Below are 26,817 nucleotides of genomic sequence, written 5' to 3' on the forward strand. Positions count from 1 at the left end.
TCGTCCTCCTTCTCCGTCGCCGGTCGCCTGTCGCCGGCACCCCCGAGGACGGTCAGGGGCGTCGTCGACCGCTCGGTCAGGACCGAGCGTGTGCTGTGCGGGGAATGGCCCTCGACCGATCAGTGGTCGCGGGCGAGTCTGGTGGTCGATCTGCCGACGAGGAGGACGATGCCGAACGCCCCGAGCGCCGTCAGCACGAACGGTATGCGGGGTGCGTCCTCGACGGTCAGGAAGCGTTCCGCGAACGCGACGACCACGCCCCCACCGACCATGCCGAAGGCCGCGACGCCCCAGGAGGCGGTCCGGGCGGCCGCGTTCACCCGGCCCAGGATCTCGGAGGGCGTGATGCGCTGCCGGATGGAGATGACCGCCACCGAGTAGGTCAGGACGAACGCGCTCGACACCAGGTAGGCGGCCATCGCCACCGGCACGACGGGGAACAGCGCCATCAGCAGGAAACAGCAACCGGCGCCGAGCAGGCTGAGCATGGGCATCGAGCCTCGCGGCAGCCGCGCCGCGAGCCAGCCGCTGAGCTGTCCCCCTGTCACGCCCCCGACGGCGGTGGCGACCATGAGCAGGCCGAACCCGACCGATCCCAGGGCCAACGTGTTCTGTGCGAACAGCACCTGGGTGGACAACACCATCGAGTACAGGCCGTTGAAGACGACCGTGCCGAGCACCAGTCGGCGCAGCAGCGGGTCCCGCCAGATCGTGGTGACCCCCACCCCGATGTCGCGCCAGGCCGGGCGTTCGGCCGCGCGGCGTCCCTCGGCGGCGGCCAGGCGGCGTTCGCGCCGGCTGAGGACGGCCAGCAACATCGCTGAGACGGCGGTGGCCAGGGCGTTGAGCAGGAGCGGAACGGCGAGACCGAGGGTGATCACGAAACCACCGACCGGGCGGCCGATGAACTCCTGCGCGGAGATCTCCGCCGTCCGCAGGTGTCCGTTGGCCCGTTCCAGGTTGTCCCTGCTCACGAGGGCCGGAACGGCGCTCTCGGCCGCGGTGTCGTAGAGGACCTCCATCATGCCCAGGCCGAACGCGATCAGGGTGAGGACGGGGATCGTGACCAGGTCGGTGGCCATCAACGCCGCGAGGACCGCCCACAGCACCACCCGGGTGCCGTTGGCCACGAGCATCAGGTCGAGCCGGGGGAACCGGTCCACCAGGACACCCGCCGGAAGGGCCAGCAACAACCAGGGCGCTCGTCCCGCGCTGGCCACCAGCGTGATGAGTACCGGATTGTCGGTGAGGTGGGTGGCGATCCAGGGCAGCGCGATCATGGCGATGCCGTCGGTGAGGTTCGACGTGAATGAGGCTGACCAGAAGTTCCAGAAGCGACGGCCTAACGAGCGTGACGGTCCCGTGGCTACTGGCATGAGCGGATGCTAACACGCTGGATCATCCACAGTGGTCCGCGAATGTTCGACGCGAACTCCGTCAAATTGCGTACTCCGGCCCTCGCATTGCGCGCTCAGGGCGTGTTCGGTGGTTGTCAATGCTTTGTCAGGACGGTGGACGCGCCAGTCGTGTTCGGCCCGCTGATCCCGGCAGTGTGGGTTCCGCGAGGGGCCGGTGCTGGTCGAATTCGTATCTCCTCCCCGTTGTTGGTTGCGCTGTTCCGAATCGGGTCGCCGGTGCTGGCCGAAATCGGGGGGAGCCACGGATCGGGCCTTCGAGGAAGGAGGAGCATTCCGTGTGGGTGAATGGGCGACGCCGTTCGGCGCAGTGACGTCCGGCTGTGCTGGGCCGTCCGGAGGTGTGCGTTGCTCCGCGGGGCCACCCCTCATGTGGCGGCGTTGGCCCGTCCTGGTCGTCCACCTCGTGTCCGACCCGAACGCCAGGGTCGGCCGCTCTGTCCGCGCCTCCTGGGCGGGATGGGCCCTCGGCCGCGAGCGGGGAGTTGACCTGAACCATAGTTGAGGGTGAAGGGTTCGCGGTATGACCACCGAGCCGAACGACCTGTGGCACACCGCCGAGCTGGACCTCGACGCCTACCTCGCGCGGATCGGGCAGCCAGCCGCCGAACCGTCACCCACCGCGCTGGCCGCGCTCCACGAGGCCCACGTCAGCACCATCCCCTTCGAGAACGTCGAACCCCTGCTGGGCGGGGCGCCGGCCCTCGACCTGCCCTCGATCACCGACAAACTCGTCCACCGCCGGCGAGGCGGCTACTGCTTCGAACACGCCCTGCTCTTCGCCGCCGCCCTCGACCGCCTCGGCTACTCGGTCACCCGGCTGGTGGCCCGGGTTCCCGCCCTCGACCGGGGGCCCAGGACACACCTGTCGCTGGCCGTCCGGTTCGGCCACACCACGTACCTGGCGGAGGTCGGTTTCGGTGCCGGGGTGCTGCGACCCCTGCCGTTGCGGCACGGCACCGTGGTCGACCAGGGCGGCTGGCCACAGCGGATCACCCGCGAGCAGGGCATGTGGGTCCTCAGCAAGAAGACGGCCGAGGGCTGGGAGTCGATGCACGCGCTCGACGACACGCCGCAACTGCCCATCGACTACGTGGTCGCCAACCACTACACCGCCACCCACCCGAAGTCCCCGTTCACCTACCGCCTGGTCGTGATGCGCACCGAGGCGGGGAGGACGCGGCAGCTCGTCGGTGACCGGTACACCGTGGAGACCCCCGACGGGACCCGCGAGGAACGCCGGATCGGGCCCGACGAACTCGACGAGCTCCTCCGGGAACTGGACGTGGTGTTGGAACCCGAGGAGTTGGCGGGGGTCGTGGAACGCTACGCCGGCCCTGGCGACGTCGAGGACTGAGACGCCCCGGCCACGCCCCGGTCCTCCACGTCCTCGCCGAACCAGCCGCGCGCGGCCGCGGAGGTCACCCCGCCGCGAGGACTGGAGGCCGCCCTGCCCGGCCGTGCACCGCCGGCGCCTCCAGGGCTGACCCCGCGCCGGATCCGCCACGCCTGGATGCCGCCCACGCCGCCGGAGTCCACCGTGGTCTCGCCCGCCCGCCCGGTCGGCGTCTCCGGTCGACGCTGGGCCAGCCACGTCGGGGAGCCGTCCGACGACCGCTCCGACCCGGCCTCAGCCACTCAGGACCGCGGGAGGACCTTTCCGGCCACCTTGAGCCCCGGAAGGGAGCGGCTTCCGCCTCGTTGACCGCCCACCGGGACGGCGCCGCGCTCCCACTCCGGGCTCCGCCCCTCGCCGTGGCCCCGGGGGAGCGCGGGCCGGTACAGTGACCCGGCATGACCGCCCCCGAGGTCGAGATCACCGAGGAGCTGGTCCGGGACCTGCTGCGGGAGCAGCACCCGGATCTCGCGGGGCTGGCCATCAGCGAGGTGGCGGGTGGGTGGGGCAACCAGATGTGGCGGCTCGGGGACCACCTGGCCGTGCGCCTACCGCGCACCCGGGGTGCCCCGGCCCTCCTGCGCGAGGAGTGCCGGTGGCTGCCCGAGCTGGCCCCGCGCCTGCCGCTCCCGGTCCCCGAACCCGTGCGCACCGGGGAGCCGTCCGCGCGGTTCCCGAAGCCCTGGGCCGTCATGACCTGGGTTCCAGGGGAGCCACTCGACCGCACCTCCCTCCGCTCCGGCGGCCAGGCGGCCGACACCCTGGCCGGCTTCCTCCGGGCACTCCACGTGGCGGCGCCAGCGGACGGGCCGACCAACGCGGACCGCGGCGGCCACCCCAGGGAGCACGCGGACGGCTTCGACCACTTCTTCCGCGTCGTCGTCCCCGACGACCTCGCCGCCGACGTCCGGGCCGTCTGGGAGGACGCCGTGGCGGCGCCGGAGTGGGATGGCCCGCCGCTCTGGGTCCACGGCGACCTCCACCCCGCGAACGTCGTCGTCGCCGACGGCGCCCTCGCGGGTGTCATCGACTTCGGTGACCTGTTCTCCGGCGATCCGGCGTGGGACCTCGCGGCCGCCTGGGTCCTCCTCCCCGCCGGCGCCGCCGCGCCCTTCTTCGACGCCTACGCACGGGCGGACGAGGGGACGATCCGGCGCGCCCGGGGGTTGGCCGCCCTGAAGGGCCTGTTCCTCATGCTCATGGGCCAGAACGGCGACCGGGGCCTTCCTGGCGGCAAGCCGACGTGGGGGCCCGCCGGCCGGGCGGCACTCGACCGTGTGCTGCGCGACGCCCTGACGTAGGATGACGCGGCGCCCGCCCCCGCGCCCTGCCCGGGCGTCCCGTGGTGACGGCGGTCGCGGGGAGGTGGCCGGGATCAGCCGTCCCCGACCCGGCTCGTGGCGCTCAGCGTGCCCAACAGGGCCAGCGCCCTGGCACTCGGGCTCCCCGGCTCGGCGTGGTAGATCACCAACTGCTGCCCCGGGGCGCCCCGCACGTCGAAGGACTCGTAGGACAGGGTGAGCGCCCCCACCTCCGGGTGCTGGAAGTCCTTGGCATCCCGGGTCTTGCCCCGCACCGAGTGGCCCGCCCACAGCTCGCGGAAGACGTCGCTGCCCGCGCTCAGCTCCCGCACCAGGTCCGCCAACGCCACCGACCCCGGTTCGTGCCCGGCTCCCTCCCGCAGGCTCGCCACCGTGGCCTGCGCCACCCACCGCCAGCGGGGGTAGAAGCGCGGAGCGGCCGGGTCGAGGAACACCACCCTGGCCAGGTTGTCCACCACCCCGAACGGCGAGTACAGGGCGTCGGCCAGCGCGTTGCGGGCCAGCACGTCCAGGCGGCGTCCGAGGACGAGGGCCGGTGTCCCCGGATAGCCGTCCAACAGTGCCCGCAGGGTGGGGCTCACCACCTCCACGGCCGGCCGGACCTCGGTCGGGGGAGCGCCGCCCGCCAACCGGTACAGGTGGTCGCGGGCGTCCTCGTCCAGGTCGAGGGCCCGGCTCAGCGCGTCGAGCACCTGCCCCGACGGGTGGCGTTCCCGGCCCTGCTCCAGTCGCGTGTAGTAGTCGACGTTCACCCCGGCCAGGACGGCGACCTCCTCGCGCCGCAGCCCCGGGACGCGGCGCTGCCCGCTGAACACCACCGCGGCGTCCTCCGGACGACGACGCGAGCGGCGCGCCCGGAGGAACTCACCCAGACCCTCGGCACCCATGTGCCCGAGCCTAGGGCGGTGTGCCCGCCGCCTGCCTGGGTGTGGCACACCCAGGCACGCCCCGACCGGCCCCGGCGAGCCCTGCCCGGCCCGCCGCCACCTCGACAGGGTGGGGGAGGAAGAACGGACCAACGACGAGGGAGACGAGGGGATGGACACCAGCGCATCCCGCGAGGACGTCGACGTGGTGGGCACGTGGGTCACCGCCGACGGCCACATCCGCCAGGAACTGCGGCCCGACGGCCGCTACGACGAGGCGCGGGGATCACGGCGCAGCGCCTACACCGGCAGCTACACCGTGACCGGGAACCACCTCGACTACGTGGACGACACCGGGTTCACCGCGACCGGCGACATCCGGGACGGCGTCCTCCACCACGAGCACCTGGTGCTGTACCGCGAAGGAGGGGCCGCATGACCGGCCAGGCGAAGGTGGTGCTGGTCACCGGGGCCAGCAGCGGCATCGGGGAGGCCACCGCGCGGCGGTTGGCCGCCGACGGGCACCGGGTGCTGCTCGGAGCCCGGCGCACCGACCGGCTCGACCGGATCGTCCGCGAGATCGAGGAGGCCGGCGGCGTCGCACGCGGGCACCGGGTGGACGTCACCGACCTCGACGAGGTCCGCGCGTTCGTGGACGCGGCGCTGGCCGAGTTCGGCCGGGTCGACGTCCTGGTGAACAACGCCGGCGTGATGCCCTTGTCGCCGTTGGAGGCGCTGCGGGTCGACGAGTGGAACCGCATGATCGACGTCAACGTGCGGGGCGTGCTGCACGGCATCGCCGCCGCCCTGCCGGTGATGCGCCGGCAGGGGGCCGGGCACGTCGTCACCATCGCCTCGGTCGGCGCGCACGAGGTCGTGCCCACCGGCGCGGTCTACTGCGGTACGAAGTTCGCCGTCCGCGCCATCGCCGAGGGGCTGCGGCAGGAGTCCGGGGGAGACATCCGGGTCAGCGTCATCTCCCCCGGGGTCACCGAGTCGGAACTGGCCGAGAGCATCTCCGACCCGAGGGCCAGGGCCGACATGGACGTCTACCGGTCGGTGGCCCTGCCGGCCGAGGCGATCGCCGCCGCGATCGCGTTCGCCGTGGACCAGCCCGCCGAGGTCGACGTGAACGAGATCGTGGTGCGGCCCGCCGCCAGCGTGAACTGAGGCGGTGGGCAGGACCGGTCGGTCCTGGTCGGCGCGCGGCGGTGGCGCCGCGAGGCCCGGCCAGGGCTGGTCCGCTGTCCACGGTGGCCGTCGTGGTCCTCCGCCGCGAGGGGGAGGGGATCAGCGGGTGAGCACCCCCGCGACGGCGCGGGCCAACTCGTCGGGGTCGGCGTCCGGGTGGGACCGCCCGGGCAACGCCCCGGACGACCAGAGGGTCGCGAAGCCGTGCACGAGCGACCAGGCGGCGACCGCCCCCGTCCGGGGGTCCTCCGCCAGGACGCCCCCCGCCGTGGTGGCCACCGCGGCGTGCAGGACATCCCCGGCCCGGTCCCGGGCGGCGGTGAGCACGGGGTCGGCCTCGGGCAGCAGGTCCGGCCGGAACATCGTCGCGAAGTGCGCGGGGTGGTCGAGGGCGAACCGCACGTAGGCCACGCCGACCTCGACGAGGCTCCCGGTGGTCTCGGTGGCGGCGCGCAGGCGGTCGGCCAACAGGTCGAAGCCCTCGGCGGCGACGGCCGCCAGCAACCCGGGTTTGTCGCCGAAGTGGTGCGCGGGGGCCGCGTGCGAGACGCCGGTGCGGCGGGCGAGTTCGCGCAGGCTCGCCGAGGCCGGCCCCACCTCGGCGATGAGGGGGACGGCCTGGTCGAGCAGCGCCCGGCGCAGGTCGCCGTGGTGGTAGGAGGACGAACTCACGGTCCCCACGCTACGTCACCGACGCACCCCGGATCTAGCCGTTGACAAGTTCATCCGTCCGGGGGAATCTTGTCGGTGGAAAGATTCGGTGAGGGGGAACTGATGGCTCCGACGGTGTGCCTGTTCGCGACCTGGCTGGTGGCCCGGCTGGTCGGTCTGCTCGGTGTGGAGGCGGTCGGCGACTGGCAGTCGTCCCTGCGGGTCGGGGTGGCGGCGATGTTCGTCCTCACCGGACTCGCGCACTTCGGGCCGGCGCGCCGGGACATGATCGCGATGGTGCCGCCCCGCCTGCCCCGAGCCCCGCTGCTGGTGACCGTCACCGGGGTGCTGGAGCTCGCCGGGGCCGTCGGCCTGCTGGTGCCCGCGACCTCCACGGCCGCCGGGATCTGCCTCGCGCTGCTGCTCGTCGTGATGTTCCCGGCGAACGTGCACGCGGCCAGGAGCGGCGGCGAGTTCCGGGGCCGACCGGCCACCCCGCTCGGGGTCCGGACCGTCCTCCAACTGGTCTTCCTCGCCGCCGTGCTGGCCAGCACCGCCTAGTCGGACCCGGCCGACTGGCCGGGCCGCCCCACCAGTGCCACCGCCCCGCCGAGCAGCGCCGACAGGCCGACCAGGAAGTGGTCGACGTCCTCCGGCCGCGATCGCGTCGACACCCAGCTCCGGTGTCGCGGCCACCGTCCACGAGCGGTCGCCCCGTCGGACGCCGTCTGGCCAGCGCAGCGCGGAACCGACGGCCGACGCCTCCACCGCCGGGACGGGACCCGGATCGATGCGCGACGCGACCTCGACGATGTCCAGTTCCGCGATGGCGCGGTGGGGGTGCCGGTGCACCTCCAGGTGTCCCGGCAGCCCGTAGCGCTCGGCGAGGGCCGTGGGCGACGGTGCACCGGTCGTCGCCCGAGTGCCCCGTGCCCACGCCGGAACACCTACCGCCACCCGGGCGTTCGCCCCCCACGTCGGAACGATCCGAGGGGATTGGTCCAGCGGGCCTCGGCCCGGCGAACGTCCCGGTAATCGGACGAATGCGGCGAACGGGGCGATCACCTCGCCGCTGGCACTGGTGTTCCGAGCCGCCACTGGGCAGCCTGGGGGGTGATCTCGTGCTGTCACGACCAGGAGGTGCTCGTGTCCGGTGACCACGACAGGGCCGCGGATACCGAACTGCGCTACGACGCTCCCGCCCGCCGGTGGACAGAAGCGCTCCCGGTCGGCAACGGCCGACTCGGCGCGATGGTCTTCGGCGGGACCGCGACCGAGCGGCTCCAGATCAACGACGACACCTGCTGGTCGGGGGCACCCCACCAGCGCACCGGCCGGGAACTCGCCTCGGGCGACGGACCGGCCCTGCTCGCCGAGGCCCGATCCCACCTCGCCGCCGGCCAGGTCCGGGACGCCGAACGCACCCTGTCCCAACTCCAGTTCGGCAACACCCAGGCCTACCAGCCCCTGGTCGACGTCCGGCTGACCCAGCTCGACCCGACCGGACACCCCCTACCCGAACCCGACCAGGGCAGCTACGGCCGATGTCTCGACCTCGCGCACGCACTGGCCAGCCACCACTTCACCCGGGACGTCGTGCGGCACCACCAGGAGGTGTGGGCGAGCGCCGCCGACCAGGTCCTCGTCCTGCACCGCGTCGCCAGCGCGCCCCACACCACGCGGGTGGCACTCGACAGCCCCCACGTGGCCGCCTCGGTCCGGTTCCACGGTCACGACCTGCCCGGCATCGCGGGAGCCGACGCCCACGTGCCGATGCCGTCCCGCCCCCTCCAGGGCGGGGACGACCCGGGCGATCCCCGCCGCTACCCCGAACAGGGCGGAACGGTCACCGCGCTCGTCGGAGCCCGGCTGCTCACCGACGGCACCGTCACCGTGGACGGTGACGGCCTGCTGGTGCGCGACGCCACCGACCTGGTGCTGCTGCTCGCCACGGCGACGGACTACGTCGACCCGTCCACCAGCCCGCACGGGGACCTCGACACCCTGCGGTCCGACCTGGACGCACGCCTCGACGCGCACCTGCGGCGGGTGCGCGACGACGGGGGACCCGCCGCCCTCCGCGACGCCCACTCCCGCGACCACCGCCGGCTGTTCGACCGGGTCCGACTGCGCCTCGCGTCCTCCGGCGGGGACGAGGAACCCACCACCCACTCCGCCGACATCCCGACCGACGAGCGGCTGCGCCGGCACGCGGCCGGGGAGCCGGACCCCGGCCTGGCCGCCCTGGCCTTCCACTTCGGCCGCTACCTGCTGATCGCGTCCTCCCGACCCGGCTCACTGCCCAGCAACCTCCAGGGCATCTGGAACGACCACCTCGCCCCGCCGTGGCGCGCCAACTACACCACCAACATCAACCTGGAGATGAACTACTGGCCCGCCGAGGTCACCAACCTCGCCGAATGCCACCAACCGCTCCTCGACTGGCTGGAACACCTGCGGCGGCGGGGGACCGGCGTCGCGGGCCACGTCTACGGCCTCCCCGGCTGGACGGCGCACCACAACTCCGACGCCTGGGCCTTCGCCGACGCCGTCGGAGAGGGAGCCGACGACCCGGCCTGGTCGTTCTGGCCGTTGGGCGCGGCCTGGCTGTGCCTCCAGGTCTGGGACCACTACGACTTCACCAGGGACCGGGAGTTCCTCACCACCGCCGGCTGGCCCCTCGTCCGATCCGCCACCGAGTTCGTCCTGGCCTGGCTGGTCGAGAACCCCGACGGCACCCTCGGCACCGCACCGGCCACCTCCCCGGAGAACCGCTACCTGGCCGGCGACGGGGAGTCCGCCGCCGTCGCCACCTCCACCACCTCCGACCTGGGCCTCATCCACAACATCCTCACCGCCGGACTGCGGATGGCCACCGCCCTCGGCGACGAGGCCACCGCCGAGGACCAGGACTGGATCCGGCGGGCCCGCGCCGCCCTCCGGCGCCTGCCCGGCGAACGCGTCGGCCCCGACGGTCGCCTCGCCGAGTGGTCGACCGACGTGACCGACGCCGAACCGGGACACCGCCACACCAGCCACCTGGTCGGGGTGTTCCCGGGAACCCGCATCGACCCGGAACGCACCCCGACCCTGGCCGCCGCCGCCCTGCGGACGCTGGACGGCCGGGGACCCGACTCGACGGGCTGGGCACTGGCCTGGCGGATCGCGTTGCGCGCGCGCCTGCGGGACGCCGCCGGGGCGGCGGACCTGCTGCGCCGCTACCTCACCCCGCTGCGGGAGGACGCCCCAGACACCCCGACGACCTCGGTGCCCGGCGGCGTCTACCCGAACCTGTTCTGCGCGCACCCCCCGTTCCAGATCGACGGGAACCTCGGTGTCACCGCCGGCGTCGCCGAGCTCCTCCTCCAGTCCCACCTGACCTCCGAGGAGCTGACCGTCGTGGACCTGTTACCCGCGCTGCCCGCCGCCTGGGGCAGCGGCGAGTTCACCGGGCTCCGGGCCAGGGGAGCGGTCACCGTCGAGGCGTCCTGGCGGGACGGCCGACTCGTCCGGGCCGCCGTGGTCTGCGACGCCGACCGCCGCGTCCTGGTCCGCTGGCCGGAGGGACAGGTGGTGATCGACCTGGTCGCGGGCCGGAGCACCGAGGTCACCCCGGCCGAGGACGTCCCGGCGCCCTAACGGCGTCGGTCCGACGGGCTCCCCGGCGCCGGGCATCCCCACCCCACGCGGCGGGGATGCCCGGCGAAACCCGGGGCCACCACCCCACCACGGCGACCACGGCGACCACTCCCGGTGCCCGCCCCCGATCCGGCGTCGATCCGCCCACGACGGAGGTTCGGCACCCGCCCCGAAGTCGGTAGCGTGCCGCCGTGGACGACTACCCGCCGATGGCCACGCACCTGGAGACCGACCGCCTCTCCCTGCGCCCCTGGGCGGAGGGAGACGCCGAGGAGTACCGGGCGCTCATCACCGAACGCGGAACGGGCACCCCCGGGGTCGAGGAGTGCCGCGACCGCATCCGGCGCCTCCTCGACACCACCCGCCGGACCGGTCTCGCACTGCTCACCGTGCGCCTCCACGGCCAGGACGACCTGCTCGGCTACTGCGGCTTGATCGTCGGGCGCGCCACCCGCGAGGAACCCGAGATCGCCTACGAGCTGTTCCGCCGGGCCCACGGCCGCGGCTACGCCACGGAGGCGGGGCGGGCGGTGCTCACCCAGGCCACCGCAACCGGTCGCGGCCGGCTGTGGTCGACGGTGCGCGCCTGGAACGCGCCCTCCCTGCGCGTGCTGGCCAAACTCGGCTTCCACCGCGACCACGTCGACCCCGACGACGGGCGCGGTGAGCTGGTCTGGCTCACCCGCCCCCTGCCCTGACCGGGTACCCGGCGCGGACGCCCCCACCATGACCGCGCACCACGCCGCCGGCACACCGACGGCTTTCGGACCCGGCCCGGCTGACGCCAGCGGAGCGCCAGCCGGACCGGGACCCGCGCGGACCAGCGACGGTTCAGATCCTCGCCCGGATCCGCAGGAACGTGATCGAGTGCGGCGGGAAGGTGTGCGTGAACTCCGGGCCCACCCCGCGCACCACCGACTCCTCGGGCCGGATCGGCTGCTCCTCCGCCGTGTTCACCGCGTCCGGATCACCCCGCAGCGTCGTGACCCTCGCCGTCCGACCCACCGGGGCACCGCCGAGGTCGATCTCGGTGCGCGCGGCCGAGGCCTGCGCGTTCACCACCTTCACGATCAGCTCACCGGCCTGCTCGTCGTAGGTGACGACCTGCCGGAACGGTTCGGCGACCTGGTCGTCGGTGAAGGACCCCCAGAGCTCGCCGTCGAGGAACAGGGACACCTCCCGGCCCCGCACCTCCACCCGGGCCTCGTACTCCCGCCCGGTCTCGATCCGCGTCGGCCGCTCCACCATCGTCGACTTGCCGCCGTCCACGGACCGCTCCACCGCCGAGGTGGTGTTGTTCCACCCGCCCAGGTTCCACCAGTAGTGGTTGCCGGTGTCCCGCACGCCGAACGCGATGAGGAACCCCTCCTGACCGCCGAGCTTGGTGGCGGTCACCTCCAGGTCGTAGTCGCGCCACTCCGGGTCACCGGCCACCACCAGGGTGTCCTCCGCCGAGGTGTCGCGCTGCACGTAGGCGCCGTCCTCGACGGCCCACTCGCCCCGGCCGTCCGGGTGGCTCCAGTGGCCGTCCCCGGCCGAGAAGTCGTCGGCGAACAGCACCTCCCCGTCGGCGGAGGTCACCCGGACGTCGTCGTAGGCGGCGCTGGTGGCCCAGGTCGACAGCCCCACCGCCCCGGTGATCGGTTCGGTGAGCACCGGGGTGCCGCTGGCCTCGCTGGGCACCACCCGGTCACCCACGTTGGTCATGAACAGCTTCTGCGTCTCGTAACTGGTCGACCCCCACGACCGGTGGTTGTCGAACCAGATCAGGTCCGGGCTCCACTGCACGTAGTCCACGTTGGCCAGCAGCGGCGCGTAGGAGGCCATCCGCACGATGTCGGCGTTGCGTTCCAACCCGGTCATGAACGCCGCCTCGGCCAGCGAGTTGCGGAACCGGTTGTCCTGCGAGGCGTACTCGCCGAGGAACACCTCCGGGCCCTGCCGGTCGTAGGAGTCGTAGCGGTCGTTGTTCTCCAGGAACCACGTCGGGCTGTTGTAGTAGTGCTCGTCGACCATCTCCACACCGGCCTCGCGGTTGAGCTCCCACAACCGGTCGAAGGTCGCGCCGGCCGAACTGGGGCCGGAGTTGCCGACCACCACGATCTCCGGGTACTCCGCCTCGATCGCGTCCCGGAACTGGACGAAACGTTCGAAGAACTCCTCCGGCAGGTTCTCCTCGTTGCCCACGGCGAGGTGGGTCATCCCGAACGGCTCCGGGTGCCCCATCTCCGCGCGCAGCGACCCCCACTCGGAGTCGGCGGGTCCGTTGGCGAACTCGACGAGGTCGAGGGTGTCCTGGATGTGCCGGGCCAGCAGTTCGGGGTCGTCGGTCGCCTGGTTCTGCCCGCAGCCGGTGACCAGCGCCGGCACCACCGGCAGCGGGGTCGCCCCGATGTCCTCGGCGAACTGGAAGTACTCGAAGTAGCCGAGCCCGTAGGACTGGTTGTAGCCCCAGAAGTTCTTGTTGGTGGCGCGTTCCTCCACCGGGCCCACGGTGTCCTTCCACTGGTAGGAGCGGGCCCTGGGGTAGTCGGGTCCCTCGTACCCGTAGTGGCTGCCGGTGTTCACCAGGCACCCGCCGGGGAACCGCAGGAAACCGGGTTCCAGGTCGGCGATCTTCTCCGCGAGGTCGCGGCGCAGGCCGTTGGGCCGGTGCATGAAGGTGTCCTGCGGGAAGAGCGACACCATGTCCAGCCGCAGGGTGCCCGCCCCGCCACCGGCCACGGTCAACCGTCCCGTGGTGCTGTCGGCCTCCGCCGTCACCGTGCCCGTGTACCGGGTCCACTCATCGCCGGCGACCTCCAGCCGCAGCGGCTCGGCCAGCGCGGCACCACCGGCGTCGGTGAGGCGGACGGTCAGCGGGGTGCCGCCCGGCGCGTCGGTGCGCGCCCACACCGAGAAGTCGTAGCCGGCGTCCTCGCGGACCGCGATGCCCGTGTTGTACCCGGAGTTGGTGACCCCGAAGGCCGCGTCCGCCCCGCCGGCGCCGGCCAGCTCCAGCCGCAGGTGGCGGCGGTTGCGTTCGTTCATCCGGTGCTCGTCGTCCACCACCTCGGCGGTGCCGGCACCGCCGGCCAGGGAGACCGGGGTCCACGCGGTCAGCCCCGTGTAGGAGGGGTGGTCCACCGGGTCGTACTCGAAGGAGCGGTTCTGGACCAGCTCCGCGTACAACCCGCCGTCGGCGGCCCGGTTGATGTCCTCGTAGAAGATCCCGTACATGTGGTCGGCGATCTCCGGGCCGTCCCCGCGCGGATCCACCCGCAACGTGTAGTCGGTCGCGTCCTGGGCCTCGGCGTCGAGGGGAACCGTGATCACCGTGGCCGCCGCGACGGCGGCGCACAGCGCCAGGGGTAGATGTCGGCGTGCTCGTGCCATGCGTGCTCCCAAGGGGTTGGAGGAGGAGGGCAGCCCGCACCGCCGGTCCGCGCACGGACCGGTGGGCACGGGGAGGGCTCAGTCGTCGTCCGGCGCGCAGCGCCCCGGCGTCCCGGCGCAACCAGGGAGGTCGAGCGGGGTGGCCACCGACGGCACCGGAACGGGGTGCGGCGCCACCCCCTCCAGCGTCGGGACCACCGGCTCAGCCAGGCCGTCCGCGCCGAAGGTGAGCCGGTCCAGCGTCGTCTCCCGGTGCGTGCCGTCGCCGTCGGGAACCGCGAACCGGTGGTAGGCGATGTACCAGTCGTCGGTACCGGGGACCCGCAGCACCGAGTTGTGCCCCGTCCCGAGGATCCCCTGCGCCGGGTCCCCGCTCAGGATCACGCCGTGGCTGGTGAACGGCCCCAGTGGGCTGTCCGCCGTCGCGTACCCCACCCGGTAGTCCGGGCTGCGGGTGTCGTCGATGGAGTAGGTCAGGTGGTAGGTGTCCCCCCGCCGCACCACGAACAGCCCCTCCCGGAACTCGTCCAGGCCCGACAGCCGGCGCACCGAGGAGGGGTCGAAGGACACCATGTCCTCGTTCAACGGCACCACGAACGGCGCGCCGTTGCCCCAGTACAGGTAGGCCTGCCCGTCCTCGTCGACGAAGGCAGCCGGATCGATGGCCTGGCCCACCCCACCCGGGTTCGCCGACACCAGCGGAGCCCCCACGTCCTCGAACGGGCCCAGCGGGGAGTCCGCGACGGCGACCCCGACCTGCTGCGCGGCCGTGAAGTAGAAGTAGTAGCGGCCGTCGCGTTCGGTGATCGTCGGCGCCCACGCGTTGCGGTCGGCCCAGGGCACGTCGGTCCCCAGGTCGAGGATCACGCCGTGGTCGGTCCAGTTCACCAGGTCCTTCGAGGAGAACACGCTGAACGTCGTGGAACCCCACCCCGGGAAGCCGTCCGTGGTCGGGTACAGGTAGTAGGTGTCGCCGAACACCGCGATGTCGGGATCGGCGTGGTAGCCGGGCAGCACCGGGGTCCGCAGTTCCCGGGCCACCACCGTCCAGTCCCGGCTCGCCCCCGAGGGCGAGGTCACGGTGTAGGTCAGCGGTTCCCGCAGGTCCACCCGACGCCGCCCGTCCGGGGAGACGCGCGCCCCCGGAGCCAGCTCGAGGACCGGCGACAGCCACTGGCGCCGGGTCCCCGGCTCCACCGGCAGCGTCACCGTGGCACCCACCGGGTCGATCACCGCCGGCACCGCCAACTCCGGCAGATCCACCCCCCGGATCACGGTGCCGTTGCGGGACAACCCGGCGACCTCCTCCGGGCTCAGGGCGCGGTTGTGCAACCGCACGTCCCGCAGCCGACCGGTGAGGTGGTGGTCGGCGGAGTACTGCGAGCGCCCCAGGTAGTTGGCCGTGGTGCGTCCGCCGCCGATGTCACCGGGGCGGATGGTGATCCCCTCGTTCCTGGCGACCTCCACCCCGTCGAGGTAGAGGACGGCCGTGCCGCCGTCCACCGTGTGCGTCAGGTGCCGCCAACCGCCCCGGGGCAGACCGCGCTCCGCCGCCACCTGCTGCTCCGTGGACCAGTCCCCGGTGGCCAGCGCCGCGCGTAGCCCGCTGTCCTCGGTGCCTCCGGTGGCGAAGAGGTAGCCGTCGCCCACCCCGGCCCGGTCCGTGTTGCCGAAGCCGTAGAGGAAGTAGGGCGTCGGCTGCGCCGGGTCGACCCACACGTCGGCGCTCACGGTCACCGCGTCCAGCCCGGACAGCAGGTGGTCGGGCAGTGCGACGTGGCCGTCGGTGCCCCCGAACTCCAGCGCGTCCCCGACCCACCGCACGTCGCCGTGAAGCGTCCCGTGGTAGCCGTGCCCGGAGACGTCGACCGCCCGCGACCCGGCCTCGGGTTCACCGGCGGCACCGTCCAACGGCCAGTGCGCCACCAGCCCGGACTCGTCCGCCTCGACGGGCGGCACCGGTCCGCCGGCGAGCCGGTCGTGCTCGGCCTGGGTGAGGGGGATGACCGAACCGTGCCGGGCGCCCGGCGGGAGGCGGTAGTCGCTGGACATGGTCCAGCGCCCGGAGTCGAGGTCCGTGGTCTCGAAGGGCACGTACCCCCGGCCGCCGAACTCGTCGATGAACAGGTGCCAGCGGTCCCCGGAGTTCGCCCGGAACACCGCCGGCCCCTCGCCGCGCTCGACGCCGGGGGAGTCCTCGCTGGCCCGGCCGACGCAGTCGGCGACGAAGTCCCACGAGGTGGAGGTCAGTTCCGTCGACCGCTCGGCCACCAGGAACTTGGCGCACGGCGACGAGGAGTCGGGGTCGCGCTCGTCCTTGGTGAACCGGTGGTAGACGCCCTCGTGCTCGATGACGGCCGAGTCGATGACCGAGTGGCCCGGGTCGTGCCACACCTGGGCCTCGCTGAAGGAGACGAAGTCCCGGGTCGTGGCGTACATCATCCGGTTGTGGCTCGTCCCGGTGTGGTCCGGGTCGTCCTCGGCGTACAGCTTGGACGCCCAGAACACCACGTAGGCGTCCAGCTCCTCGCTCCAGTGCGCCTTCGGGGCCCAGGTGTTGCCGGCGTTGGGCGGCGACACCTCGACCGACCGCTGCTCGGACCAGCTCACCAGGTCCGTGGACTCCCACACCATGATGGAGCGGCTGCCGTGCCGCTGCGCGCCGTCCCAGTCCCCGTTGCCGTGGATGCGCAGGTCGGTGGCGATCAGGTAGAAGCGGTCGCCCTCGGGGGAGCGGATCAGGAACGGGTCCCGGACCCCCTCGTCGCCGAGCGTGGAGCTCAGCACGGGCTGTCCGTCGTTGAGTTCGTCCCAGCGCAGCGGGTCGTTCCCCCGGCTGAGCGCCAAGTACACCTGCTCACCGTCGGGCCGGCCCTCGCCGGTGAAGTAGGCGAAGAGGTAGCCGGCGTAGGGCTCGGCCGCGGCTTCCGGCTCGGGGGGAGCCGGGTGCGGCGTCGCCGTCGCGGTTTCGGACCAGAGGGAGGCCGCGACCAGCGCCGGGGTGAGGGCGGCGGCGACCAGTGCGGCGAGTCGGTGGCGGGCGGGGCGGGGGCGTCGTCCGTGGGGCATCGTTGTCCCGTTCGTGTCGAGTCCCGGCGAGCGGCTGAACCAACGGATGTGAGCGCTAACACAGAGTCGGTGACGAGGACGTTACGGAGTGCGACGTCCTGTGGTCAAGAGGCCACCCAGGCGGCGACGAGCGGGCGGCCGTGGACCTCGTCATCCGGCACCTCGCCCTGACGGACGTGCTCGCCACGACGCCCGAGCCAGCCCGGCGCGAGGACGGGCACCGCCCCGCCACCTCCACACCGTCCACCCGCGACACATGCACCGACGCCAGCCCGCAGCCCAGGGCAGCGCCGCCCCACCCCGGCCGCGCGGCGCCACCCCCACCCGTTCGCGCACCCGGCGTCAGCCCTCCGGGCCACGGCCGGAACCGGCCACGCGGGGCTAGCATGATCACGTGGCGCTCCGAGCGGAGACGAGGCTGCCAGTGGACGACACGCCCGTGCGCGGACGACCGGCGCGGCACCCCGCGATGACCGACGTGGCCCGACTCGCCGGCGTCTCCCACCAGACCGTCTCCCGTGTCCTCAACGGACACCCCCACGTCCGCGAGCAGACCCGGCTCCGCGTCCGCGCCGCCATCGACGAACTCGGCTACCGCCCCAACCGCGCCGCCCGAGCGCTGGCCACCGGCCGGTCGCAGGTCATCGGCGTGGTCGCGCAGCACAGCACCCTCTACGGCCCGGCCTCGCTGCTCGCCGCGCTGGAACTCGCCTCCGACACCGCCGGGTTCGCCGTGCGGGTCCGCCGGGTCAGGGCGCTGGACCGCGCGAACATCCTCGACGCCGTGGACCGCCTCCGCGACGACCAGGTGGCGGGCATCGTCGTCATCGCCCCCACCCTCTCCGCCAGCGAGGCGCTGGCCGCCATCCCCACCGACGTGCCCCTGGTCACCGTCGACGGCGACCCCGACCGGGCCACCGCCCTCGTCACCGTCGACCAGGTGTCCGGCGCCCACCAGGCCACCCGCCACCTGCTCGACATCGGACACCGCACCGTCTGGCACGTCTCCGGCCCACCGGACTGGTTCGACAGCGCCGGCCGCGTCGAGGGCTGGCGGCGTGCCCTGGAACGGAGCGGCGCGGAGGTGCCGCCCGTGGTGGCCGCCGACTGGAGCGCCGCAGCCGGCTACCACGCCGGCCAGGCGCTCGCCCGGATGCCCGAGGTGACGGCCGTCTTCGCCGCCAACGACCACCTCGCGCTCGGCGTCCTCCGCGCGATGCACGAACGCGGCCGCCGGGTGCCCACCGACGTCAGCATCGTCGGCTTCGACGACGTCCCGGAGGCCGCCTACTTCACCCCGCCGCTGACCACCGTCCGCCCCGACTTCGACGCGGTCGCCGGGGACGCGCTCGGGCTCCTCCTGGCCCAGATCGAGGACGGAGAGGTCAGCGTGGCGCGCCGGACGCGGGAACCGGCCCTCGTCCGGCGGGACAGCGTCACCGCACCACCCGGGTAGCCGCTGGCGGCGGGCCGGGGAGGGCTGAGTCGACCCGCGCCGGGGCGGCTGGGCCTGTCAATTCGCCCCGCGCCCGGCTCAGGCGGTCCGGCCGAGGAGCGCCAGGATGCGGGTCTGCTCGTTCACCTCGCCCACCACCGGCACCGGCGGCTGGCACACCCCCTCCGAGTAGAGGGTGTCGCCCATCCGCTCCATGAAACCGGCCACCATCTCCAGGTTCTCCGGAGGGATCGTGGTGTTCCCCCCGGTGGCCTTCGCGATGTCCCAGGCGTGCACCACCAGGTCAAAGCAGTAGAACGCCCCGATCGTCGCCGCCAGGGTGCTCCGTCCGAACGGCGTGTCATGGGCGCGGTTGGCCCGCATCGGGTCGTCCAGCACGTCCTGCACCGCGTCCCGCGTGTGCTCCCAGGCGCCGAGCGGCGCGGTCTCCACGGTGGGCCCGGCCGGGACCTGGATGCCCACCTTGCGCAGCACCGAGTTCTGCGTGTCCACCACGTGCGCGAGCACGTCCCGCGCCGTCCATCCGACGCACGGCGACTGCGACTCCCAGCCGCTCGCCGGCACGGCACGAACCCGCTCGGTGAAGGTGGCGGCGAGTCGCCGGTACAGGCCCCCGGTGGTGTTGTCGTTGCTCATGCGGCGATTCTCCCTGCCGCACCACGAGGCTGATCACCCACGGCCACCACGGTGCTGGGGGCCCTGCCGGGCAGTGGTCCTGTGGAGCGGGAGGGTCGCGCCACCGTTGAACCGGGCGGGCCGGTGGGGCCAGTGGCCGGGCGGCGGCCAGCCCGCATCCCGTGGCGCGGATCGCGTCAACCCCACGCGGCGTTCCCTGCCGCCACCCGCGAAGGCGGGTCGGCTTCGCGTCGGGAGAACTTCACCCCACCGGATAAACATGGTGCGATCCGGGTGAATGGCTGATGAAGAATCGCTCGTTGTGTGATCAAGATACTAGTGCGAAAGAGTGGGCGGCGAATCACCGACCAGGTGCGAGGTAGTGCCGATGGTCTGTCCTGCCTTGCTCTGTTCAGGTGAAAATATCGCAGCGGATGTCTTTTCTGTCGGGCGCGAACTCTAAAGTCGCGCCGACCTCAACGAGAGCTGCCCCGACAGGAAATTCGTGATGAATCAACTATGGGCGCACAGTCGCAACGACAAGGGCGAACGGCACACCCTGCGAGACCACCTGATCTCAACCGGTGAGCTCGCGGCACGCTTCGCCGAGCCCTTCGGCGCCGCGCCGCTGGCCCGCGCCCTGGGGCTCTTCCACGACGCGGGGAAGGCCAGCTGCTCCTGGCAGAAAGCCCTGCTGGCGGTGGAGGGGCAGGACCGCCGGACCGGGGTCCCGCACAAGGAGTTCGGCGCGGTGGCCCTGCGCGGCCCCGCCCACGTCGCCGCCCTCGCGGTGCTCGGCCACCACGGAGGCCTCACGCGGCCATCGGACCTGTCCGACCTGCCCGACTTACCCGCCGAGGACTCGGAAACCCTGCGTCGTTTCCTCGACGCGGTACCCGAAGCCAAGGACTTCCTCTCCGGCGGCAACCTCATTCCCGAAAACTGGCGCCGTTGCCAGTCCACCGCCGAGGTCGGCATTCGCCTGGTGTTCTCCGCGCTCGTCGACGCCGACCGACTCGACACCGGCGCGCACAGGGCGGGGACCGAGCCCACGGTCCGGCCCGCCCCCGACATGGAACAGCTCTGGAAACGGTACGACCAGGAACGGGTGAACGTCCTCGCGAAGCGCGCCGCGAGCGGGAAACGCGCCGATCCGGTCGTCGACGCGGCCCGCGAACAGGTCTACCAGGACGCGGTGCGCGCCGCCGAGCGGCCGGGCGGCCTGTTCAGGATGGCCGCGCCCACCGGGTCGGCCAAGACGATGGCCGCCGGGGCCTTCGCCCTGCGGCACGCCGCCCTGCACGGCAAGTCGCGGGTCATCGTCGCCGTCCCGTTCACCACGATCACCGAGCAGAACGCGGGCCAATACCGGGAGCTGCTCGGCGCCGATGTGGTGCTCGAACACCACTCCTCGGTGGACCTGGACACCGCGCCCCGCTGGTACCGGCCGGCGGCGGAGAACTGGGACGCCGACTTCATCGTGACCACCACCGTCCAGCTGTTCGACTCGCTGTTCGGCCGCAAACCCGAGCGGTCCCGCAAACTCCACCGCCTGGCGAACTCGGTCATCGTCCTCGACGAGGTCCAGGCCCTCCCGCTGAGCCTGCTCACCCCGATCCTCGACGTGCTGCGGGTCCTCGCCGAGGAGTTCGGCACCACGGTGGTGCTCAGTTCCGCCACCCAACCGGCCTTCCAATCGTTGCCCGTGTGGAAGGACTTCCCGGTCACCGACATCGTCCCCGACCCCACACGGCTCTTCGACGACCTCCGCAGGGTCCGCTACGAGTGGTGGTGCGACCCCCGCCCCACCCTGGCCGAGGTCGCCGAGGCAGCCCTCGACGAACGGCAGTGCCTCGTGGTCGTCAACACCACGGGCAACGCCCGCACCGTCTACCGGCACGCCAACCCCGACGAGACGTCCCCACACGTCCTGCACCTGTCGGCACGGATGTGCGGGGCCCACCGGCAGCAGGTGCTCCACGACGCCAACCGCCGCCTGAACGCCGACGAGCCCATCCTCCTGGTCTCCACCCAGCTCATCGAGGCCGGCGTCGACATCGACTTCCCGGTCGTCTACCGCGTGCTCGCCGGCGCCGACGCCGTCCAACAGGCCGCCGGCCGCGCCAACCGGGAGGGCGTGCTGGGCCGGGAGGGCGGCCGGGTCGTCATCGTCGTCCCCGAGGACGGCGGCTATCCCGGCGCCGAGTACCGGGCCCTCGCCGAACAGACCAGCGTCCACTTCTGGGCGGGCCAGGACCCCGACCGGCTGGACGCGCTCGACCGCTACTACCGGGGCGTGTACTCGGCGCTGAACCTGGCAGACAACCGCCGCGCGAACGCCGTGCAGCGCGGGCGGGCCGCGTTCGACTACCAGTCGGTGGCCGAGGGCCCGCTTCTCGACGCGGGCGGCGCTGGGACGGCCAGGGACCGGGAACTCGCGTTCCGCATGATCGACGAGGACACCGTCCCCGTCGTCGTCGACTTCCACGGCAAGAACAAGGACCACAAGGGAGAGGGACCGCGCCTGGCGGAACGCCTGCGCTCGTCGACGAACCCGACCCCGCGGGACTTCCGCGGGGTTCAACCCTATGTGGTCCCACTGCCCCGGGCGTTGCTCAACCGCCCCGACATCCGAGCGATCTGCCGTCCCGTCGTCGGCGACCTGCACGAATGGGCTGGCGACTACCACGAGGCGTACGGCATCGACACGACCGACATCGTTCAGGAGGAAGTGTGGTGAAACCGAGTTCCCCGCGCGAGGAGTGGGACCCGGTGGTGGTGCAGGTGTGGGGCGACGCGGCCCTGTTCACCCGCCCCGAACTCAAGGTCGAACGGGTCACCTACCCGGTGATGACGCCCAGCGCGGCCGTGGGCGTGCTGGAGGCGATCTTCTGGAAACCGGAGTTCGACTGGCGGGTGACGGCGATCGAGGTGCTGCGCCCGGTCCGGCAGTTCACCCAGCGCCGCAACGAGACCAGCGACCTGCCGCCGTTGGCGGAGGCCGCGAAGGGTGAGCGCCGCGTCGATACCGCCGCCCACCGGGTCCAACGCTTCGCGCTGTGCCTGAAGGACGTCGCCTACCGCATCCACGCCCAGGTCGAACTCCGACCGCACGCCACCCACCGGGCGGAGGCCTACCGCGACCAGTTCCGGCGCCGAGTGCGGCGGGGCGCCTGCTTCCACCAGCCCTATCTGGGCACCCGCGAGTTCTCCGCCTACTTCGGCCTGCCCGACGACACCCCCGCCGTCGAGACCTACACCGAGGACCTCGGGCTCATGATCCACAGCATCGACCACTCCACCGAACCCCCCACGACGCACTGGTTCCACGCCGAGGTCGTACGGGGACGGATGAACGTCCCGCCCTCCGGGGTGGCGGTGCCCCGGGCCACCCCGGTCGGCGTGGGCGGAGGTGCCTGATGCTGGTCAAACGCCTGGTCGACCATGCCCAGCGCCAGGGGACGAGCAAGCCGTTCCACCGGGAACGGGAGCTGCACTGGCAACTGGAGATCAGCACCGCCGGCCGCCCACCTCTCCTCACCCGGGTCACCGACCCGGCGGCGACGAGGCCGGGGCGGGGGGTGAGCCGCCAGGTCCCCGCCGTCGTCCGCACCGTGGGCATCTCCCCGAACCTCGCGGCCGACGACATCCAGTACGTGCTCGGCTGGGCCGACGAGAAGACGAAACCCGAACGGGCCGCGAGCTGCCACGCGGCCTTCGTCGACCTGGTCACCCGCTGGGCCGCCGACCCGGCGGCCCAGGACGACACCCTCGCCCAGGCGGTGGCCGCCTTCTACCAGCAGAACGGGCCGCACGGGGTCGCGGAACCAGAGGGCTGGACGTCCAAGCAGGGCGTATTGCTCGTCGTCGACGGTGTCCCGGCCACCGAGGCGCCCTCAGTGGTGCCGTACTGGTCCACCGAAGTCGCCCGACGCAAGGCCGGTGGCGCCGCCACCGGGCTGTGCCTGTCCTGCGGCACCGTCGCTCCGCTGGTCGACACCGTCCCCGGCAAGGTGCCGAAGAAGCTCGTCCCCGGCGCCTCCAACGACGCTGCCCTGGTCAGCGTCAACGAACGGGTCTTCGGCTACCAGCTGACGACCGGCCTCACCCACACCCCGCTGTGCATGGTGTGCGCCGACAGCATGACCACCGGGCTGGTGGCCGTGCTCTCCAGCGACCACACCTCCAGCTACGCCCGACAGGACAGCAAACTCGCCTGGTGGTACAGCGGCCCACCCGAGACCGACTGGATGGCCCAGCTTGAACAACCCGACCCGAGCGCCGTCTCCCGGCTCCTCACCTCCCCACACGAGGGGAAGGCGGTCGCCAACGGGGGGAAGGACCTGACCCGCTTCCACGCCCTCACCGTCAGCGGCAACATCGCCCGCATCATGGTGCGGGACTGGGTCGAGATGCCCCTGCCCGAACTCGAACGGAACATCAGGTCCTGGTTCGAGGACATCGAGATCGTCCGGGCACGTGGCCACGACCGCCCCCTCCGGCTGTGGACGCTCGTGCTGGCCACTGGCCGGTGGCAGCCCAAGCTCAAGGCCTACGCCGAGATGGGCAGCAAGTCCTCCCGCCGGCCCGAGCGGCTGCACCGACAGCTCGTCGCGACCGCGTTGCGGAACACCCCACCACCCCCGGAACTCCGCCACCACCTGCTGGCGCGCATCACCAACGACGGACGAGTGGACGCCTACCGGGCGGCGCTGCTCCGCCTCTCCCTCGTCCGCCAGTACGGAAAGGACCACGTCATGCCCGGTCTCGACGAGACCAACACCGACCCCGCGTACCTGTGCGGGCGGATCTTCACCCTCCTCCAGCGCATCCAGCGCACCGCGTTGGGCGATGTCAACACCAGCTTCGCCGACCGCCACTTCGCCGGCGCCCTGAGCAAGCCGGACCAGGCGGTAACAACCGGCGTGCGGGAGGCGCAGCCCTGGTTGAAGAAGTTGTGGCGCGACAAGACCAAACGCGGCCTGTCGGTCCGCCTCGACCGGGAGCTGGCCAGGATGACCACACTGCTTGAGGCCGTGGCGCTCCCCGCCCGCTTCACCACCGCCCAGCAGAGCTGTTTCGTCCTCGGCTACTACCACCAGAAGGCCAGGTACGACGAGGAGATGCTCGCCGCGTTGGAGAAGAAGAACAAGGAGGCGGAAGGCGGGCCCGACGCCGAGCCCGACACCCCCTGAGCGTTCCCAGCCCAACCCGGCCCCGATCCACCTGACGAACCCACTGGCAGGAGAACCATGAGCAACGCCGTACCCGCACACCTCGACCCCACCGTGCGGCACGACATCGTCTTCTACTTCGACGTCACCGACGGCAACCCGAACGGCGACCCCGACTCCGGCAACCGGCCACGCCTGGACCTGGACACCCAGCACGGCCTGGTGACCGACGTCGCGCTCAAGCGGAAGATCCGCAACACCCTGGCGTTGGCTGGCGACGGCGACCCCCGCTACGGGATCTTCGTCGAGGCGGGCCACGCCCTGAACACCAGGCTCCTGGAAGCCGCGAGCGCCAACGGCGCCGAGGAGGAGAAGATCAGCACCGAGCAGGTCACCAACACTCGTGCCTGGCTGGCGAACCGCTACGTCGACATCCGCCTCTTCGGCGCGGTGCTCTCCACGGGCAGCAAGGTCACCAAGCGGCTCGGCCAGATCTACGGTCCGCTCCAGGTGACGATGGCGCGCAGCGCCGACCCGGTGAGCCCGGTCGACCACGCGATCACCCGCGTCACCCAGACGAAGAAGGAGGACATCGACAAGGGGGAGAGCACCGAGATGGGCGGCAAGTGGACCGTCCCCTACGGCCTCTACCGCGCCGAGCTGTACTACTCGGCGGCCCGGGGCAGGCAGACCGGCGTGGACAGCCGTGACCTGGAGCTGCTGTACCGGTCGATGACGATGATGTTCGACCACGACCGCTCCGCGACGCGCGGCCGGCTCGCCCCGCGAGGTCTCCACGTGTTCAGCCACCAGGACGCCTTCGGGAACGCCCCCGCCCACACCCTGTGCGAGCGCGTGGTGGCCGAGCGGACCGAGCCGGACAACCCGCTCCCGCCGAGGTCGTTCACCGACTACAAGCTGCGCGTCGACTCCGCGGCACTGCCCGACGGTGTCACCCTGACCACGGTGCTCGGCTGACGTGATGGGGTCCTCACACTCGGAAGGGGCCGGGCCGAGGCCCGGCCCCGAACCCAGCGTCACCCTCGGAGGGTTGGAGCACTACGCCTACTGCCCCCGGCAGGCGGCGTTGATCCACGTCGAGCAGTACTTCGAGGATGATGCGGCCACGACCAGGGGTTCGCTGCACCACGAGGTCGTCGACCGCGGCGACACCACCAGGAACCGTCGCGGTGTGCGCCAGTGGAACTCGCTGCCGGTGCGCAGCACGCGGCTGGGCATCCACGGGGTCTGCGACACGGTCGAGTTCGGGCCGGACGGTCCGGTGCCGGTGGAGCACAAGTCCGGTGGCTACCGGCCTGGGGGACCGGCCGACGTGCAGGTCGCCGGCCAGGTGTTGTGCCTCCGGGAGATGTTCGGGGCGGAGGTGCCCCACGGGGTCGTCTTCGCCGGGCAACGCCGTCGGCGGCACGTCGTCGAGGTCGACGCCGCCCTGGAACGCCGGGTGGTTGACACGGCCGAGCGACTGCGCGAGCTGATCACCACCGGGACCACGCCGCCCCCCGTGCACGACAGCCGCTGCCGCCGGTGTTCCCTCCGGCCCGGGTGCGTGCCCGAGCTGCGCGCGGCATCGCCCTGGGACCCTTTCACACCACGTCCGTTGGGAGAGTGGGATGACTGAAGCACTGAGGACCCTGTTCATCTCGACCCCGGGCACGAGCTTGGGGTTGGACGGCGACGCGGTGCGGATCACCAGCCCCGACAGGCCCGGCCGGCACCTGCAACCCCTGGTTCGACTCGACCACCTGGTGGTCAACAAGGGGGTGCACGTCTCCGAGGACCTGTTCCACCGGTGCTCGGAGGACGGCCGGTCAGTCACCTGGTTGAGTCAGAACGGCAAGCTGCTCACCAGGACCTCCGGCCGGCAGACCGGCGGGGCGCGGCTCCGCATCGAGCAGGTCCGGGCCTACGACGACCCTGCCCGCCGACTGGCCCTGGCCCGCGCGTTCGTGGCCGGCAAACTGCACAACTACCGCCAACTGGTGCTGCGCATCGCGCGGGACAGGCAGGGCGGTGATCGGGAGTTGCTGCGGGATATCGCCGCCGACCACGCCGCCACGTTGCCACGCCTGCGGGAAGCCGACGACCTGGACACGATCCGGGGTCTGGAGGGCAGCGCCGCGCGGCGGTACTTCCAGGCGATGGGCGTGCTGATCCCGGGGGCGAACCCGGGGCGGACCCGTCGTCCACCCACGGATCCCGTCAACTGCGCGCTGTCCTTCGGCTACACGATGCTGGAGGTCGCCACCAGGGGAGCGGTCGACGAGGTCGGGCTCGACCCGTTCATCGGGTACCTGCACGACGTGCGGCCAGGCAAGGCGTCGTTGTCCCTGGACCTCATGGAGGAGTTCAGGACGATGCTGGTGGACCGCCTCGTCATCACGCTGTTCAACAAGAAGCAGCTGAGCGAGCGGGACATGGAGACCCTGCCCGGAGGGGAGGTCAGGTTCACGGAGGAGGGACGGAAAGCGTTCCTCTCCCACTGGTCCACGGCGCGGGACCGGATGTGGCACCACCCGGTCCTGGACCGGGAGGTTCCCGCGTCCACCCTGCCGCTGCTCCAGGCGCGGTTGTTGGCCCGGCACCTCCGAGGTGACACGCCGACCTACACCCCGTGGTCGGCGGGCTGA

The 26,817-nt window shown here is 72.4% G+C and carries 20 protein-coding genes; 14 read left to right on the plus strand and 6 right to left on the minus strand.

The features are described 5' to 3' along the window. Positions 1 to 119: 119 nt before the first annotated feature. The gene (locus C1701_RS22955; RefSeq protein ID WP_026420683.1) at positions 120 to 1,376 is read right to left on the minus strand and encodes an MFS transporter; all 1,257 of its coding nucleotides are present in this window, start codon (positions 1,374 to 1,376) and stop codon (positions 120 to 122) included. 562 nt (positions 1,377 to 1,938) lie between these two features. Here C1701_RS22955 and C1701_RS22960 point away from each other — a divergent pair. Then, positions 1,939 to 2,772, plus strand: coding sequence for an arylamine N-acetyltransferase family protein (locus tag C1701_RS22960; RefSeq protein WP_026420682.1), 834 nt, complete (start codon positions 1,939 to 1,941; stop codon positions 2,770 to 2,772). A gap of 437 nt (positions 2,773 to 3,209) precedes the next feature. Continuing rightward, a complete protein-coding gene (locus C1701_RS22970) occupies positions 3,210 to 4,112 on the plus strand; it encodes an aminoglycoside phosphotransferase family protein (RefSeq protein ID WP_103056580.1) in 903 nt (300 codons plus the stop codon). Positions 4,113 to 4,186: 74 nt separating this feature from the next. Here C1701_RS22970 and C1701_RS22975 read toward each other — a convergent pair whose 3' ends face one another. Next, positions 4,187 to 5,020, minus strand: coding sequence for a helix-turn-helix transcriptional regulator (locus C1701_RS22975; RefSeq protein WP_026420679.1), 834 nt, complete (start codon positions 5,018 to 5,020; stop codon positions 4,187 to 4,189). A gap of 151 nt (positions 5,021 to 5,171) precedes the next feature. Here C1701_RS22975 and C1701_RS22980 point away from each other — a divergent pair, with 151 nt between their 5' ends. Then, positions 5,172 to 5,438 (plus strand): Atu4866 domain-containing protein, encoded by a 267-nt coding sequence (locus C1701_RS22980; protein WP_026420678.1) that lies wholly within the window; start codon positions 5,172 to 5,174, stop codon positions 5,436 to 5,438. Next, the gene (locus tag C1701_RS22985; RefSeq protein ID WP_103056581.1) at positions 5,435 to 6,169 is read left to right on the plus strand and encodes an SDR family oxidoreductase; all 735 of its coding nucleotides are present in this window, start codon (positions 5,435 to 5,437) and stop codon (positions 6,167 to 6,169) included. The genes C1701_RS22980 and C1701_RS22985 overlap by 4 nt, the downstream gene beginning before the upstream one ends. Before the next feature lie 120 nt (positions 6,170 to 6,289). Here the strand turns inward: C1701_RS22985 and C1701_RS22990 are convergent, their stop codons facing one another. After that, positions 6,290 to 6,862, minus strand: coding sequence for a TetR/AcrR family transcriptional regulator (locus C1701_RS22990; protein WP_026420676.1), 573 nt, complete (start codon positions 6,860 to 6,862; stop codon positions 6,290 to 6,292). 102 nt (positions 6,863 to 6,964) lie between these two features. Here C1701_RS22990 and C1701_RS22995 point away from each other — a divergent pair, with 102 nt between their 5' ends. The 3 genes from C1701_RS22995 (at position 6,965) to C1701_RS23005 (ending at position 11,178) form a co-directional block, all read left to right on the plus strand. Beyond that, positions 6,965 to 7,402 carry a DoxX family protein gene (locus C1701_RS22995; RefSeq protein ID WP_026420675.1) on the plus strand — a complete coding sequence of 146 codons (438 nt, stop codon included), beginning with the start codon at positions 6,965 to 6,967 and terminating at the stop codon, positions 7,400 to 7,402. Between the two features lie 585 nt (positions 7,403 to 7,987). Next, complete coding sequence (locus C1701_RS23000) at positions 7,988 to 10,480, plus strand: glycoside hydrolase family 95 protein (RefSeq protein ID WP_162147344.1); 2,493 nt, start codon at positions 7,988 to 7,990, stop codon at positions 10,478 to 10,480. A gap of 191 nt (positions 10,481 to 10,671) precedes the next feature. After that, positions 10,672 to 11,178, plus strand: a complete 507-nt coding sequence (locus C1701_RS23005; RefSeq protein ID WP_245588983.1) for a GNAT family N-acetyltransferase — start codon at positions 10,672 to 10,674, stop codon at positions 11,176 to 11,178. Positions 11,179 to 11,311: 133 nt separating this feature from the next. Here C1701_RS23005 and C1701_RS23010 read toward each other — a convergent pair whose 3' ends face one another. Further along, positions 11,312 to 13,855 carry an alpha-L-arabinofuranosidase C-terminal domain-containing protein gene (locus C1701_RS23010; RefSeq protein WP_103057157.1) on the minus strand — a complete coding sequence of 848 codons (2,544 nt, stop codon included), beginning with the start codon at positions 13,853 to 13,855 and terminating at the stop codon, positions 11,312 to 11,314. Positions 13,856 to 13,933: 78 nt separating this feature from the next. After that, positions 13,934 to 16,924, minus strand: a complete 2,991-nt coding sequence (locus C1701_RS23015; RefSeq protein WP_337661892.1) for a family 43 glycosylhydrolase — start codon at positions 16,922 to 16,924, stop codon at positions 13,934 to 13,936. A gap of 469 nt (positions 16,925 to 17,393) precedes the next feature. Here C1701_RS23015 and C1701_RS23020 point away from each other — a divergent pair, with 469 nt between their 5' ends. Beyond that, positions 17,394 to 18,380 (plus strand): LacI family DNA-binding transcriptional regulator, encoded by a 987-nt coding sequence (locus C1701_RS23020; RefSeq protein WP_103057159.1) that lies wholly within the window; start codon positions 17,394 to 17,396, stop codon positions 18,378 to 18,380. Positions 18,381 to 18,458: 78 nt separating this feature from the next. Here C1701_RS23020 and C1701_RS23025 read toward each other — a convergent pair whose 3' ends face one another. Then, positions 18,459 to 19,016 carry a TIGR03086 family metal-binding protein gene (locus tag C1701_RS23025; protein ID WP_026420671.1) on the minus strand — a complete coding sequence of 186 codons (558 nt, stop codon included), beginning with the start codon at positions 19,014 to 19,016 and terminating at the stop codon, positions 18,459 to 18,461. A 487-nt stretch (positions 19,017 to 19,503) separates the two neighbouring features. Here C1701_RS23025 and C1701_RS23030 point away from each other — a divergent pair, with 487 nt between their 5' ends. Genes C1701_RS23030 through cas1 form a run of 6 tightly spaced genes read left to right on the plus strand, consistent with a single transcriptional unit; the run spans position 19,504 to position 26,817 of the window. Further along, on the plus strand, positions 19,504 to 21,735 hold the full coding sequence (locus tag C1701_RS23030; RefSeq protein ID WP_103056582.1) for a CRISPR-associated helicase/endonuclease Cas3: 2,232 nt from the start codon (positions 19,504 to 19,506) through the stop codon (positions 21,733 to 21,735). Then, positions 21,732 to 22,415: a type I-C CRISPR-associated protein Cas5c gene (gene cas5c, locus C1701_RS23035; RefSeq protein WP_245588981.1), complete on the plus strand. Its 684-nt coding sequence runs from the start codon at positions 21,732 to 21,734 to the stop codon at positions 22,413 to 22,415. The genes C1701_RS23030 and cas5c overlap by 4 nt, the downstream gene beginning before the upstream one ends. Continuing rightward, positions 22,415 to 24,190, plus strand: a complete 1,776-nt coding sequence (gene cas8c / locus C1701_RS23040; RefSeq protein ID WP_103056583.1) for a type I-C CRISPR-associated protein Cas8c/Csd1 — start codon at positions 22,415 to 22,417, stop codon at positions 24,188 to 24,190. The genes cas5c and cas8c overlap by 1 nt, the downstream gene beginning before the upstream one ends. A 57-nt stretch (positions 24,191 to 24,247) precedes the next feature. Beyond that, a complete protein-coding gene (gene cas7c, locus C1701_RS23045) occupies positions 24,248 to 25,147 on the plus strand; it encodes a type I-C CRISPR-associated protein Cas7/Csd2 (RefSeq protein WP_026420667.1) in 900 nt (299 codons plus the stop codon). 4 nt (positions 25,148 to 25,151) lie between these two features. After that, the gene (cas4, locus tag C1701_RS23050; protein WP_103057160.1) at positions 25,152 to 25,808 is read left to right on the plus strand and encodes a CRISPR-associated protein Cas4; all 657 of its coding nucleotides are present in this window, start codon (positions 25,152 to 25,154) and stop codon (positions 25,806 to 25,808) included. After that, positions 25,801 to 26,817, plus strand: coding sequence for a CRISPR-associated endonuclease Cas1 (gene cas1, locus C1701_RS23055; protein WP_026420665.1), 1,017 nt, complete (start codon positions 25,801 to 25,803; stop codon positions 26,815 to 26,817). Before cas4 ends, cas1 begins: the two co-directional genes overlap by 8 nt.

It is taken from the genome of Actinoalloteichus sp. AHMU CJ021 (assembly GCF_002895405.1).
GTDB lineage: Bacteria > Actinomycetota > Actinomycetes > Mycobacteriales > Pseudonocardiaceae > Actinoalloteichus_B > Actinoalloteichus_B caeruleus.